General features: G+C 61.0%; 12 protein-coding genes and 1 riboswitch. Of the genes, 6 read left to right on the forward strand and 6 right to left on the reverse strand.

Annotation, left to right across the window (positions count from 1 at the left end):
* Positions 1-7: 7 nt before the first annotated feature.
* The 5 genes from ASG87_RS14955 to ASG87_RS14970 all read right to left on the reverse strand — a co-directional run bounded on the left by ASG87_RS14955 (position 8) and on the right by ASG87_RS14970 (position 4934).
* On the reverse strand, positions 8-1525 hold the full coding sequence (locus ASG87_RS14955) for a hypothetical protein (protein ID WP_056007355.1): 1518 nt from the start codon (positions 1523-1525) through the stop codon (positions 8-10).
* A complete protein-coding gene (locus ASG87_RS14960; protein WP_200949127.1) occupies positions 1522-3087 on the reverse strand; it encodes a hypothetical protein in 1566 nt (521 codons plus the stop codon). Before ASG87_RS14960 ends, ASG87_RS14955 begins: the two co-directional genes overlap by 4 nt.
* A 44-nt stretch (positions 3088-3131) precedes the next feature.
* A riboswitch (Fluoride riboswitch) is annotated at positions 3132-3211 on the reverse strand.
* A 151-nt stretch (positions 3212-3362) separates the two neighbouring features.
* On the reverse strand, positions 3363-4109 hold the full coding sequence (locus tag ASG87_RS14965) for an SseB family protein (RefSeq protein ID WP_082583015.1): 747 nt from the start codon (positions 4107-4109) through the stop codon (positions 3363-3365).
* 108 nt (positions 4110-4217) lie between these two features.
* Positions 4218-4487 (reverse strand): BPSL0761 family protein, encoded by a 270-nt coding sequence (locus ASG87_RS21255; protein ID WP_082583033.1) that lies wholly within the window; start codon positions 4485-4487, stop codon positions 4218-4220.
* Between the two features lie 81 nt (positions 4488-4568).
* Complete coding sequence (locus ASG87_RS14970) at positions 4569-4934, reverse strand: hypothetical protein (protein WP_056006865.1); 366 nt, start codon at positions 4932-4934, stop codon at positions 4569-4571.
* Between the two features lie 127 nt (positions 4935-5061).
* On the opposite strand from ASG87_RS14970, the gene ASG87_RS14975 reads away from it, so the two are divergent.
* Entirely contained in the window at positions 5062-5379 is a 318-nt protein-coding gene (locus ASG87_RS14975; protein ID WP_056006868.1) for a helix-turn-helix transcriptional regulator, read from the forward strand.
* Positions 5380-5423: 44 nt separating this feature from the next.
* Here ASG87_RS14975 and ASG87_RS20260 read toward each other — a convergent pair whose 3' ends face one another.
* Positions 5424-6485: a hypothetical protein gene (locus tag ASG87_RS20260; protein WP_157511115.1), complete on the reverse strand. Its 1062-nt coding sequence runs from the start codon at positions 6483-6485 to the stop codon at positions 5424-5426.
* 936 nt (positions 6486-7421) lie between these two features.
* Here ASG87_RS20260 and ASG87_RS14980 point away from each other — a divergent pair.
* The 5 genes from ASG87_RS14980 (at position 7422) to ASG87_RS15000 (ending at position 13617) form a co-directional block, all read left to right on the forward strand.
* On the forward strand, positions 7422-8117 hold the full coding sequence (locus ASG87_RS14980) for a hypothetical protein (protein ID WP_056006870.1): 696 nt from the start codon (positions 7422-7424) through the stop codon (positions 8115-8117).
* Entirely contained in the window at positions 8114-9991 is a 1878-nt protein-coding gene (locus ASG87_RS14985; protein WP_056006874.1) for a hypothetical protein, read from the forward strand. Before ASG87_RS14980 ends, ASG87_RS14985 begins: the two co-directional genes overlap by 4 nt.
* Positions 9991-11010 (forward strand): hypothetical protein, encoded by a 1020-nt coding sequence (locus ASG87_RS14990; RefSeq protein ID WP_157511116.1) that lies wholly within the window; start codon positions 9991-9993, stop codon positions 11008-11010. Before ASG87_RS14985 ends, ASG87_RS14990 begins: the two co-directional genes overlap by 1 nt.
* Entirely contained in the window at positions 10994-12340 is a 1347-nt protein-coding gene (locus ASG87_RS20265; protein ID WP_157511117.1) for a hypothetical protein, read from the forward strand. The genes ASG87_RS14990 and ASG87_RS20265 overlap by 17 nt, the downstream gene beginning before the upstream one ends.
* A gap of 383 nt (positions 12341-12723) precedes the next feature.
* Positions 12724-13617, forward strand: coding sequence for an efflux RND transporter periplasmic adaptor subunit (locus ASG87_RS15000; RefSeq protein ID WP_082583016.1), 894 nt, complete (start codon positions 12724-12726; stop codon positions 13615-13617).
* Positions 13618-13753: the final 136 nt, after the last annotated feature.

Here is a 13753-nt window from a genome sequence, read left to right on the forward strand (position 1 = left end):
TGCGGCTTCACGGCGGTGCCGCGGCGTGGTCGCCGAACACCTCCCGGTAGACGTCCTCGCCGTGGCTGGTCTCCAGCGGCGGCCCAACGACAATGCGGAAGCTGCGGCGGCCATCGGGCAGGCGCTCCGCGCGCAGGCAGGCCACGTCCTCCGCGCCCTCGGCGAAGAACCCATGCGCGAAGCCATACAAGTGCGTCACGAAGAAGACCCTGATGCCGCGATCCCGCAAAGCGCCCGCCGTCTCGGTGGCGATCTCCGATCCTTCCCGTTCGTTGGTCGAGGCGAACGATTCGTTGAACAGGATCATGGCGCCGGGAGCCAACTCGTTCACCATCGCACTGAGCCGTTGCAACTCCTCGTCCAGTCGCCCGCCGCGCATAGCCGGATCCTCTTCGCGCCGATAGTGCGTGAACAGCCCGGCGCACAGGTCTCCGGCAAAGGACGACGCGGCGACGTACATCCCGCTCTGCATCATCGCCTGGGCGAGCCCAAGGCTGCGCAGGAAGCTCGACTTGCCGCCCTGGTTGGCGCCGGTGACGATGGTCAGCCGCTTGCCGCCGAGGTCGAGCGCGTTGCCCACCACGGCGCCACCCATGCTCAAAGCCAGGCACGGATCGGAGAGGTTCTCGAAGCGCAGCTTCCCCATCCCCGTGGGTGACGGCTGCGGGAAGCACGTCGGTACGCCGAGCGCCGCCAGCCGCTCGTGCAGGTTCACGCAGCCCACGTGGAAGGCCAACTCCGTGCGCAGCATCTCGAAGAACGCCAGGATGTGATCCATCGACTGCGCCAGCGCATTGGCAGCGTCGTTGATGCCGCGATGACGGAGGTCGGACAGCGCCCTGGCGCCGGCCTCGTCGCGGTCGGCGATGCGGAACGTGTAACCCGCGGCCGTCCTTCTGCTGAACAGGCGATCCATCCAGTGCGAATCGCTGTACTTCACCTCCCTCAGCGTATAGCCCTTGCCTTCGTTGCCCGAACCAAGCTGCGCACTCAGCTGCACACCGCCGTCGAGTTTCAGCGTGGACAGGCAGGCACTCACTTGTGCCAGATAGTCATCGGTGAATTCGGCCTGCAGCATCGCGAACAGCGCGCGGAAGCCCCTCGATCCGAAACCGGCGCCCTGCGTGTCAGCTTCACCCCTCAACTTGCGCAAGATGTCCACGAACATCGTCAGCACGTCGATGGCGCCGTGCAGGATCGACGAGGGGTAGTTGCTGGAGAAGGCCCAGTGGCTCTTGCGCTTCCCTTCGATGGCTTCGGTCACCAGCACGTAGCAGCGACGGGCCACTTGCGGATGGGCGATGGCGTCGCGCACGATTTCCTGCCGGTAGACGACCGTGTCGATGTCCAGCGTCGTGCCGAGTAGCAGCGCCTTCCGCGCCACCTCGAAGACGAACTCGTCGTTGGCCGCCATGGCGCGCGCCAACGCATCCAGCGCGAGATCCCGCTGCAAGTCCGGCGCGTGGTCGGGCAGCAGCCGTTGCGGGTCGAAATTGCGATCCGGGTGCATCAGCCGCGCTTTCACGACGGGATCCTCCGCCGCAGCCATTCTCCGGTCACGCGGTGCTTGCGCGCGATGGCCTGCGCATAGGCCAGCCCGTCGGCGGCCCGGCGTTCGATGCGGAAGGTTCTGATCGCCGGATCGTCGGGATCAACGGCGCCGACCATGCTCACCGTCTTCGCGTCGAACATGGACAATTCCGTCAGGAAGGTGACGTACACGCCCAGCGCGTCCAGCGCCGAGAGGGTTCCCATCACCCGGCGGCTCAGGTAGAGCGCATCCCTGGCCGTGGTGGACGCGAAGACTTCGTTCATGACGACGAGGCTGTCCGGCGTCGCCTGGTCGAGGATGGTACGTATCCGCACCAGGTCGTCCTTGAGCTTGCCGCGCAGGCTGGCCACGTCCTCTTCCTTCTCGAAATGCGTGAACAGGCGATCGAAAAGGAACAGCCTGGCCTTGCGGCCCGGCACCGGGCATCCCAGGCTGGCCAGGTAGTGCAACTGGCCGAACATCCGCGCGAAGGTGGTCTTGCCGCCCTGGTTCGGGCCGGACACCACCAGCAAGCGCTCCGGATCGCGCAGCGCAAAACCGTTGCGGACGACCAGCCTGCCCTCGTCCAGAAGTTTCCCGGCCAGGACGAGATCGAAGGCGCTATCGGCCTCGACCTCCTTCGACGCCGCGAAAAGTTCCGGGTAGCAGAAGTCCAGCCCGGCAGCGCGGAAACGCCTGATGTACGAAAGCCACGCCACGTAGAACGAGACTTCGCGATCGAAGCGGACGATGCGCTCGTCCAGGAAATCGGCGTGCCTGGCACAATAGGTTTCCAGCGCACGGAACTGCTCCGGAAACAGCAACGCCACCCTGTCGAGTATCTGCTCCTCCACCTGGTTGAGGGTGGCGCGGTGGCCGAAGCGCGCGCGGTAATCCTTGCCTTCGCTGCGCCGGAATTTCTCGAAGATCCCCGCCACGACGCGGCTGTAGTCGGCTTCGCCGTTGTACAACCTCACCGTGACGCTGTTGCCCTTGATGCGCAGGCAATAGCTGATATTGGCCAAGCTGACGACGAGTGCACGAGCATCCAATGCGAGTTGGGTGAACGCTGGCGACGCGACATACGACTCGACGTATTCGCGCAGCGCGCACATGCCCCGCGACTCGGGCGGGCAAGTGATCTGCAAGGCCTGGGCGAGACGTCCGACCGCATCGCAGTAGATGACGACGGCCTCAAGGAATCGGCGCTCCTTCCCCGATTTGCAGTACAGCTTGTCGATGCCGGCAAGCTGATCGCGCATCGCCTGCATCCGCCGGCCGAAAGCCTGGACAGCCTCCAACAGCTGACCGTCCTCGAGATCCCGCATCACTTCCTGGCGGTAGGCAACCGCGTCCGGATCCCGCAGCGGCGTGTAGAAGAAGGGTGCAAGGTCTTCGCCGCCATGGTTGGCCGTTGCCGCCTCGACGATTCGGTCGAGGTGCAAGTCCCGGAAATATGAGGGCGCCGCCTGATCGAATACCGGCGAGGCCGCTACCGGCCCCGGATACAAAATACTGGCAAACGATGGCCAGCAATGGGCCGTGGCATTGTCCACACGCCTGACTCCTTCACCCGGAAGACGGCAAGCCGGTCATCCGGAAACGAGCAGGCATCATCGGCCACAATGGCGGTTCCCCCCGGAACGCCGAGGGCGGAGGAATGCCATCTCCAAGCGTACAAATGTACTACACCATTGCCGGTGGAAGCACCGATACTCTACCTCCGATAGCGGCCCCTAATCACCGATGACCATGGGATCGTGACTGAACACCAGCTTCGAGACGCTGCCGACGTCTCAGGATGTCGGCGGTGAGCGACGGCCCTGGCGCCTCAGGTTCCGTAGAACTGGATGCCGTGACGGCATAGCTCGGGCAACGGCTCATCGGGAAGAACGCACATCATCGTGATGGGAAGCGCCAACGGTGGTGACACGGAGCTCAGCTCCAGCGTGGTGAGCTGCACTATCCGCTCGGTGTTCCCTTTCGTCACCACCAAGGTCAGCAGCAAGAAAACGTCCGAATCGTCCGGCCCACGGTGGGCCTCCACCAGATAGCCGGCTCGCACGGAGGGCTCACGCTCGTAGAGAGCGCGGAGCGCCAGCACCAAGGCATCCGTCGGCACGGATGGTAGACACACTCCGACCTGCTCATTCGCCCCCAGCGTTTCTTTAGAAAAGGCGCCAAGCGGGCGGCCTTCCAGGAGAGCGCCGATCTCGGGCGGATAGAACGTCAGCTGATCCCGGTTAGGGTTGAGTATCAGGGTTGCGCCGCGAGTCAGCTCAAAGAGTCGCCGCCCCGCCATGGCCACGATCATCACCTTGCCCGCGGCAGCCACCACCTCCGCCTGTTCCCGATCACTGAAAAACGGCAATACCGTCTGTCCGTTGTCGGGCCTGATGAACTGAACGAACCGGATGCGATCGGGTGGCGCGGGTTCGGTAGGCACGTGCGCATACACCGTGGCCTCCATCAGTGCCTTATAGAAGGCCTGCTCGGCATCCATGATATCTGCGGGGTTCGAAGCAGCCCTCGCGGCTTCAAACAACGCGTCCAGTGGTGATCCGGCTACCTTGGGCATGGGCGGTCGTCATCTTGGTCATTTGCTAGATCGATTCCATGGGCAGCGGGGAATACGGCTGAAAAAACGTGCCGCTACACGCGGGCTGTCACACATTTGTTCATGCGGTCATTTCACGGTGCGAGGCACTCGTGGCGTTGGCCAGTTGGGCGAAGGCGATCCGTCTATGCTCATGTCAAAGACTGGCTCCAGGATTAGGTGGGGATCGGCAAGCGCTTGCCACCCCGCATGGAATACATCGCTCGGGCTTGGATAGTGGCGCAGCAGCGTGCGCGCCTGCTCGCGAACGGCGACAGGAACGCGTCGACTGGCCAGCACTTCTGTCAGAAAACGCCGCGTTTCGACGACAGCCCAAGTGCGTTCGTAAGGTAGGGTCATGCTCAACTGATCCGTGGTGATGCGTGTGGTCGGCACCCTACGATTTGTTTGACGCCGTTTTGGCGGATCATCCGGGCGAAGTTACCCACCGGCGGGGCTCGTCACGCGTCGGCGTCGTTCGCGGCTGGTGCGGAATGCATCCTCGAAGCGGTCGATGAACTCGTGCGCCGCACCGCGGAAACGTAGCGCATCGGCAGGTAACGACACACCCAGTTCGCGAGCGATGTCCATGGCGTACTTCACCTGGCTGTCGGTCGGTAGCTGCAGGTCGGTATCAAGGCACGCCGCGAGCGAGTTCGCAAAACATTCTGATAGGCGCTCGACGAATGCGAGGTCGAACTCGTCGCGACAGGCCCGCTCACGCTGCACCCCAAGTGCTTCCTCGAGCCGATCGTCCATCGGCACGGGGATGGACCACTGATCTTCGAACACCAGTTGCAGGGGCATGGGTCCGGCTTCCCATCGGTCGGTACGGTGACCAAGTGCGAGGCTATCGGAAAAACTACGAATATCGTAGTATCGATGACACGGCAAAGCAACGAATCTCGTAGGAGTCCTCTTCCACGAGATTTCGATGCTTCGCGCAGGTGAACCGACATCCGTCTTCAGCAAACGCTTGAAGGAGGCGCGCCTGGATGCCGGCCTTTCCCAGCGGGAACTGGGCCTCCTCGCCGGTTTGGATCCGTTTGTGGCCAGCACTCGCGTCAATCGTTATGAGCTCGACGTCCACGCACCGGACAAGGCCACCGCACAGCGCCTCGCCAAAGCGCTTGGGGTTCCACTCGCCTATCTCTATGCCGATTCCGATCGCCTTGCACGCATGATCCGCGCCTTCAGCGCGATGGATCCTGCGGAGCAAGATCGGCTTCTAAAAACCATCGAACGTTCGTAGCCACACCGGCGCTTTGCACTAGCGAGCGCCGATGAGCCCTGACCTCACGGCGCGCCCGCGAAGAAGTAGTCGCCCAACTCCTTCTTGAATTGAGCGATTGCATAGTCACCCCAGGCGGCATGACTGGGATGAGGCTGGTTGATCACGTCGATTGGCCATGGCGCCCGACCAGTCCACTTCGCCCCCGTGATCCGGCGTCGTCTCACTTTGCGAATCGGTGCACACGCGCGCTCAAGCCATTTCAGCGCTTCTTTGGGCAGTTCGGGAGGCCCGCGGTGTGACGGAAGGCCGTGGCGTACGGGCTTGGCTGCCTCTTTACCTTCTACAGGAGACACGAGCGATCGCGTTTCTGCCTCCTTAGGAAATGCGGGGTGGTGAGGCGCCCCTAAACTAGGAAGCCCCCAAGAGCTGGTCCCATCGGCAACAGCTGCAAGATCATAGTTAGAGAGCGACAGTTCTATCCCATCGACCTGGACCCGATCGAGGATCAATTGCCGCATCCTCGCAAACAGCACGATGGCGGTCCGCCTCCCTTCCGGCCGTCGATAGAACATCGCCAATGCTGGGGGGATGTGGCGCGCGATCATCAAGACTGTGTGGTCTCCGTTCTCGATCGCCTCGATGAGCAGTTTCCACAGGGCTGTTACGGCATCAAGCGTACCCAGAACGGCCAGGCAACTTACATGTCCGAGGGTGACAGGGTTAAAGACCGCTCCCAATGGCCCAAAGCTAAAAGTTGACGTCTTAAAGTGAAGCACGGTGTGAACCGGTTTCGACAGCCCTTTGTAGTAAAGGTCCGGATGCAGCAATTCGAAGCGACCAGATCGCAGAAGCGGCCAGATGATGTCGCTGCACACTGGCCACGCCTCTGGCTCGAGGCTTAGGACCTCTTTGAGCGTCTCCGGGCGCAATGCGTGGTCACCACGCCGGCTCTGTGTTACGCGCCCAGAACTGAAACGGCGCTTATTGGTGTCTCTGACTTGCTTGACGAGCCCAAGGGCCACTTCGATGTTGTCAGACGAAGCGCTTGGCCGGCGATCGCTTACCGCCTCAATGATCATCACCGATTGAAGAAGGTCGGCTAGGTCTCGTTTGGACTTTGGCATCGCAGCGTCCGTATGCATGTGAAGTGGATTCGCCTCGCGCGTTGACCCGGATCGGTAACCTTTGGCAGCGGGGCGAGACCTATTCGCGGCCCTGGATTCGGGAGTGTAGCGATTCTCATTCAATAGCAGTCCCGATGGGAAGGACTAAGACTGTTCTTCCAAAAGATCGCGTCTTATTGGATAAAACCGCGTCATTCAACCAGGTTAGGCACATGTCGCATCCGTCCGCTTCTTTGGAGACAGAGCTGCTTGCTGGCTTACTCGACCAGTGGGGTTATGTGATGGGAAGCGCTGGGCTGCGAATGGCTTTGGGATTCGCTACTCAACAGGCCCTGCGGCACGCCATCCAAGCTGGCCACGTGCCGTTCCCCGTCTTCACTCTGAAGGGCCGCAAGGGTCCGTTCGCCAGGACCCACGATGTGGCCGCTTGGCTCGGCTCTCATGCAGCCGACGTTGCAGTGTTCTCGCCGGCAGTGCGAACCGACGAGTCAGCCACGCGGGCTAAACGCGCCCGTCGACCAGCCGTGCGCTAGTCCTGTCCAACTTGAAATTCGAAGCAAAGGAGGTTCAACACCGAAGAGGCTCTTAATCGAACGTCGTCCCTCGCGGCAATAAAAAAAGCCTCCCGGCTGATATCCGAAAAGGCTTTTGAGGTGCCAATGTCTTGGCTGGCCTGTCAGGACAGTACCTCACGTTGTCGTCGCAACGCAAGCATCTCAACCGGGATGAGGGGCGGCTACGCCCAAGAGGTACCCCAATGATGCGATCTACTGCCAACGCCACCCCCGAATCGGGGGCGGTGACGTCAATTTTCTGCCTGACGCCTGACAGGCGCGAGCAGCGTTTGATCGGGTGGGCGCGCACGTCCCTCGTTAGCGCGGCGCTCAGTGCCTCGGTATCCATGCCCTACTCTCCCAACGGATGGGAGAACGCTGCATGACTTCCCACAACCCGAATTCCACAAGCAACAAGCCCCCTTACGACGGACGGGAACTGAGTCCTAAGGAGGTGCGCGATGAGGACGTTTACACGTTCAACTCGCCCAAAATGGAAGGCAGGCGCACGCGTGTCGCGAAGCTTGCGAATTTGATTCTTGCACTCCGGCTGGAATTTGACCCGGAGGTAGAAAGCTACATCGAACGCCCAAGGAAGCTCGCCTGCGACAGCGAGACATACGAGTTCTCGTTCTGGTATCGCCTTAGGTCGGGACGCGAATTTCTCCCTCTCCTGGTCTCGACCGGCTCCTCCGAGCCTGGGGTTTCGGCCAGCCGGCGTCACCGCAAGGAGCGTCAGCTCCTTGAAGCCGCAGAACGCGCCCAGTTGCCGCTGAAATTCGAATTCGAGACGGATCTTCTTCAACTCGGCGCCACATTCGCTTCATGGCTCCGGTTGCTGCCCGGGGTGCAGCTCGCTTCACGGTTCAAGCACCGGTCCGATCTTCGCGCGCGCATCCTCGACGTCGCCAAACGCTTTGATCGCGTGCGGATCTCGCAAATCATCGGTGCGCTCGATGGGTTCCCTCCCGGTGACGTCCGCTGCGTGATTGCCGACTTGATTCATGCCGGCCAGCTGTCGATCGACCCGAAGTCGCAGTTGACAGGACACTCGATTGTCCAAGTGAGGCGCGCGTGAAGAAGAAGGAGATCGCTGCCCCACCCTTCTGCGTTGAGATGGACTACCCGAAGCCAAGCCGTGAATACGTCAAGAAAAAGTACTTGGCCGATTTTGACAAACGTGTGCTCGCCTTAAGCGCAGTCCTCGACGGAGCGTCCGTTCAACAGGCAGCCAAAGCACACGGCGTCGACCGCACGACGTTGTCGGGCATGATCGAAGCCGTCGCGAAGATCGCCCCGGACGGCAAACCATTCGGCTACCGGGTGTGCATCCCGTGGTACCGGGTGACGGATTCCGAAGTGCTCGAAGCCGAGGTTCCTCTGGCACCGGGCGCAGGGGCATTCACTCAGTTACTCGTCGCCCTACCGGAGCTCAAGGCGATCGTAAACAGCTATAAGGGCAAGCTCCCGTCGCATAACGATCCCAGCCCGAAGTTTGATGTCTTCTTCAAGAAATTCGTTGCGTATCTGAAGGGCAAAGGGCTCGAATGTCTCTACCCGCTGAACTGTTGGGACAGCGGCCGTCGGGCACTCCAAAACTGGATCAAGCGAGAGCGTAAGGCGCTACTCGACGCTCAAGTCGCAGAAAACGAAGACGTTGATTTTATGCTGGCCCGCGTCGATCAACTCTTCAAACTGCAGCCGCTTGATCGCGTCGAGGTAGACGGGCACATCATTGACGTCGAGTGGCATGCTCAAGTCCCGACAAAAGATGGCAAGTGGACCGCCGAACAGATAAGCGGCATATGGATCTTGGTAGCGATCGACGTCGTGTCGCTGGCCGCATTCCCATGCACGTTGGTCATCGGGCCCGCCTATGACCGCTATGACCTCCTCGATGCGTTCGCGAACACGCTGCGACCATGGAAGCCGCGAGAGCTAATTGTCCCCACACTCCAATACACATTTGGAGCATGGATGCCCACCGTGGCCCGCGACGCGGCCGGCGTGTATCGCCCTGCGTCGGTTGCGGTCGACAATGCCCTCGCCCACAAGGCCAAGATGTCCACCGAAAACTTTGGTGACCATCAGTTGGGCGTCATCAACCTTGGATTTCCACACGTACCCGAAGGACGTCCCAACATTGAAGCGTTTTTCAAGCGCCTGGAAGAAGCAGTACTGAGGCTTTTGGCTGGGGGTTTTCGACCAGCGAAGGAGCGCGGCAGCAAAAAGAGGAAGGTATCCACCAAATCCGCCAAGCACCATCCGGTCAATATTGAGGCGCTCCGGGATCTGATGGATGTCGAAATTTCGTCGTACAACGTGACGCCCCACCCGGCGCTGCAAGACCGCACGCCGCGGGAAGTCTTCGAGGCCCATATCGACGACGGCATGTGGACGACCCAGTCCTTCCTCACCGCTGAGGACGCCGCCGAACTCCTCGTGCTTCACCAGACCGTGACCATCCGCGGTGACAAGCGCAAAGGTGTGCTCCCGTACGTGAAATTTCAGCACGCGCGGTATCGGTCGTCGAAGTTGACCCACCGCTGGGACCTGGTGGGAAAGACGTTTCAGGCCAGCGTAGCCAGTGACTCCGCTCATGAGATGTCACTCTGGGACACCGACGGGAACCTCTTCGTCGTCCTGCGCGCACTGCGCCCTTGGGGGATTCCTCACAGCCTCCAGCAGCGCAGCGCAATCCTCAAGTGCACCAAACGCGGTCTCCTCTCGATCGAGGGTACCGACGACGCTTTGGCCGCCTATCACGCCTTCGTGCGCACCAAGGCTTCTGAAATCCGCTGGGCGGCGGATGCTTATGTGAAAGAAGGCCTCAAGGAAACCCAGCAGGCACCTGCTCAAGCCAAGCCATCCTTGCTTGACCACCTCGACTCGCTGTCCGGACTCGCACCGCGCGCGGGCCGCGTCGACCTTCGTCAACGGAGGAAGTCTTGATGGCGATCGTGCTCCCTTCAAACAAACCCGTTCATCCCATGCTTCAAGCAAAGAGGCCAATCATCGTGACTGGACCAATTAATCGTTTGGGTGATGCGCTCGCCGCCGCCCTGGAACGTGGCGACAAAGGCATCCATATCAGCGGCAATGGCCGTGACGGCAAGACCTGGGGCGTGGAGTGCCTCGCCATGCATTCCGAGTGGCAACCCTTCCCCGTCGCATTCTTCTTCCTTGATTACGGCAAACCTGACAAGGCGTCGGAGAACTACTTCTCAGCGACGTTCCTCCAAGCCGCCGACATGAAGGCCGTACGGCATGCAACGGGTGCCGAAAGCATGACGCGTGCATGCAACATGTTGATCGAGAAGACTCGAGACTCTCGTCAGGAAGTCATAGCGATCGTGGTCAATGAGGCACAGCGCTTTTCGGAAGCCGAATACGAACATCTCGTCACTATGGACAATATGTTGGAACGCCGGAATAAGCGCGTGTTCTTTATCCTGATCCATCAAAACGACGCCGACACCGGCGGTAAGCAATCCATTGATCGTCGCCCGCCTTCGCATGTGACTGGACGCTTCTACTCCATGGCACACAAATTCACCGGGCTTCTGTGGGGCAAAGAGGATTCCATTGACTTCGAAGACTGCGATGTGGCAATGGCACTCAACGAGTACGACGACGGCCCGAAGTTTCCGGATGAAGCAACGGGCGTTCCTCCCACCGCCTACTTCGCGCGTCATGCCTACGCGAGCGGCTATCGCATGACTTCACAAGTTCCCCTCTTCCGCGAGTCCGTGAAGGAGCTGCGTATCAAGAATCATCTCGATGCGAATGCGCCTTTCCCCATGCAATCGTTCGAGCGGTTCGTGTACTTCCTCCTCGTCCGAATCGCGTGGGATGATCCCAACTTTCGCGAGTTCAGTAAGGCCCAAGTGGATCAGGCGCTTCTCTGGTCTGGCTACATCGAGCTCGAACTTTCCAAAAAGCCGGCGATGTCTGATGTTCCGCACCGCTGACATGAAAGGACCAGTCTTCGTAGGCGCGGACTTCTCAAGCCTTCCTGGGATCTCCGCATTCGGGGCATTCGCTCGTGTAGTGAGGCTCAATCACATCAACCCCAAGGGCTTTTTTTCTGCGTTCGGACTGAGCAATCGTCGTGACGATGATCTCTCGCGACGTTTGACGTTCAGTGAAGCAAGCCGCGACAAGGTTGCCGAAGCACTATCGCTTGCCTCATCGACGACGCTCGATGCGGCGAACTGGCTGCCCTTCCAGGGTGGCTCGGGCTGTCTCGAGGCCAGTTGGTCATTTCGATACTGTCCTGCCTGCCTTCGCCAGGGCTTCCACACCCTGTTGCACCAGCTTTCCTGGGTGACCCAGTGTCCGTGGCACCGAACGCGACTGAAGACGAAGTGCGCGGTCTGCGGCGGACTGCTTACGCTACGAGGGGAACAGGGTTGCCAACTGCTCATCTGCTCCAAAGGCCATGACATGGTCAATGAGATGGTCTGTTGCGCCGACAAGTTTGATCAGGTGGACGCTGCAGCTGCATTCATCGAGCGCTACCTGAGTTGGGCCGCGGAGCAGCGGGCGCAATGCGTCCTCATCCCACCGGAGGGCGCCACAACATCGTTCGAGGTCATGCGGAGCGCCATAGTGTTGCCGCGGACGCTTCGCGACTGTTGTCAGGAGACCGGGTTGACGTCCTCCACGAACCAATCGCTGACGTTGAAGCGCAAATCTGCCTTGGCGACCGGAGTTCACGATCTCCCATCGGCCCTCGCCAAATGGTCTTCGCTGCGCCAGGAGGTTGCCACGCTGGATCTCCCTGTTCATGTTGCGCCAGGATTCGTCGACATTGCTTGCCGGATCGCAAATCGCCTGCCCCCGGAAAGCCTGTCGGATGCAGAAATGTCGCTCTTTTTTGACCGACTCGAACGCCAACCGGATAAGTCTTTCAAACCCGCGAAACGTGCGTCGCATACGGAGATCAGCTTCCTTCCACCGTTTTTTATCGGCGAGAGGCGCTTCATTCACCGGAGCACGCTCAGCAAGTCCGCCGCGCAGGCGGCCGCGAGGCTGTTAGCGTTGGTCATGGGCGAGGCTGCGATGGATGATCCTCCTGAGGAATCAAGCCAGCACCTTCTCCTGTCTGTTTTGGCCAGCATCCTCAAACGGGCTTATGCCGAAGGTACCCGCGTCGTGCTGTCCCGCTATATCCCATCCCTGTTCGACTCGAAGCGGGACCGTCCCCGGCTGACCGAGCCGTGGATCCTCGCTTGGAAAGATGGACAGCAACTAGCGGCTGTCACCATAGTTTGGGCAAAGCGAAAGTGGCTTCCCTGACTCAGGTATCGGGTGCGGGTCGTGCTTCACGCACTTTCCTCTATGCCGATGTTTGTGTGCGCCGCATTCCCGCATGCGTAACCTCCTCTGCAGTGGATTCCCCACTGCAGAGGTTTCTCTGAGGTGCTTTCCCCACCGTAGAGGTTCCTCTGCCGTGAGTTCTCCACTACCGAGGTTTCTCTGCAGTTGCCACTGCACAACGGGCTCGAAAGGTCCCCGCTCGACTCAATCAAATCAAATGGTTAGCTATTCGAGGTTTCAGTGCCGAGAACACCTCTTGTCGCAGATTCCGGATACTTCTAGCATGCGCTTCTGCATCAGGGGGCGCGCGGCGATCGGAACGGCTGCGTGCGCAATTCAAGCTGCTTACAGGGACCGAAGGAATGGTGCGCTTGTCCGCAGGGGGAGCGGTGCTTGAGCGTGTTGCGAGGATCAGGCGGGGCCTTGTCGCTGCCCTGCTCGGGATCGTTTTGCTCGCATGCGTGCAGCCGCTTTGCGCGGCCACTTCCCATGATTGCCTGATCGAGCCGGCGGAGACGGTCGAGCTCGGCACGGCTGCGGGCGGCGTGCTCGATCGCGTGTTTGTGCGACGGGGCGACCGGGTCAAGCAGGGCCAGCCGCTGGCGACGCTCGATACCCGCGCCGAACTGGCCGCCGCCGCGCTTGCCCACTACAGGTCTGAACTGGCCGGTCCGACGGAGCAGGCGCAAGCCAAGATCGAGTTCTCCAAGCGCAAGTTCGCGCGCCGGAAGGACATGGCCGCCGAGAAGCTCATGTCGCAGCAGGACAGCGACGACGCGGAAGCCGAGTTGCGGCAGGCACAGGCCGACCTGAAGGTGGCGAAGGAAAACCGCGAAGTGGCGCGGCTGGAATACCAGCAGGCGCAGGCCCAGCTCGCATTGCGCACCGTCCGCAGCCCCTTCGACGGCATCGTGGTGGACCAGATGATCTGGCCGGGCGAGACGGTCGAGCCCGGTGCGACCAAGCACGCGATCCTGAAGCTGGCGCGCCTGGACCCCTTGCGGGTGCGCGTCGTCATGCCGATGCAGGCGTTCGGCCAGTTCGAGAAAGGCATGGCCGCGACCATCGTGTCGGAGATCCAGCCCGACAAGCCGTACGCTGCCCGGGTCTCCAGCGTCGATCCGACGATCGACGCCGCGAGCGGCACCTTCGTGGTCTTCCTGGACCTGCCCAATCCCAAGTTCGATACGCCGTCCGGCGTGAAATGCCGCGCGACCTTCGGCTCGGCTCATTCGGGACAACGCGCCGGCCCTTGAGCCGTGCCACGCATGCGCCATGCATGCCGAATCCCGGGAGCATCGCCCTGCTCCCCAGCTCCTCCCATCCAATAAATGAAGTTCCGGGCCGCGCGACCGCTGCGCCCGGAAGCACAAGTCCACTCAGGGGAACAAC

Origin of the sequence: Frateuria sp. Soil773 (assembly GCF_001428405.1) — a bacterium.
In the GTDB taxonomy this organism is placed as follows: Bacteria; Pseudomonadota; Gammaproteobacteria; order Xanthomonadales; family Rhodanobacteraceae; genus LMSL01.

Coding starts and splice junctions, on each gene's coding strand:
- ASG87_RS14965 (WP_082583015.1), bottom strand. CDS start 4,109: ATGCCCAAGGTAGCCGGATCACCACTGGACGCGTTGTTTGAAGCCGCG.
- ASG87_RS21255 (WP_082583033.1), bottom strand. CDS start 4,487: ATGACCCTACCTTACGAACGCACTTGGGCTGTCGTCGAAACGCGGCGT.
- ASG87_RS14970 (WP_056006865.1), bottom strand. CDS start 4,934: ATGCCCCTGCAACTGGTGTTCGAAGATCAGTGGTCCATCCCCGTGCCG.
- ASG87_RS14975 (WP_056006868.1), top strand. CDS start 5,062: ATGCTTCGCGCAGGTGAACCGACATCCGTCTTCAGCAAACGCTTGAAG.
- ASG87_RS20260 (WP_157511115.1), bottom strand. CDS start 6,485: ATGCCAAAGTCCAAACGAGACCTAGCCGACCTTCTTCAATCGGTGATG.
- ASG87_RS14980 (WP_056006870.1), top strand. CDS start 7,422: ATGACTTCCCACAACCCGAATTCCACAAGCAACAAGCCCCCTTACGAC.
- ASG87_RS14990 (WP_157511116.1), top strand. CDS start 9,991: ATGGCGATCGTGCTCCCTTCAAACAAACCCGTTCATCCCATGCTTCAA.
- ASG87_RS20265 (WP_157511117.1), top strand. CDS start 10,994: ATGTTCCGCACCGCTGACATGAAAGGACCAGTCTTCGTAGGCGCGGAC.
- ASG87_RS15000 (WP_082583016.1), top strand. CDS start 12,724: ATGGTGCGCTTGTCCGCAGGGGGAGCGGTGCTTGAGCGTGTTGCGAGG.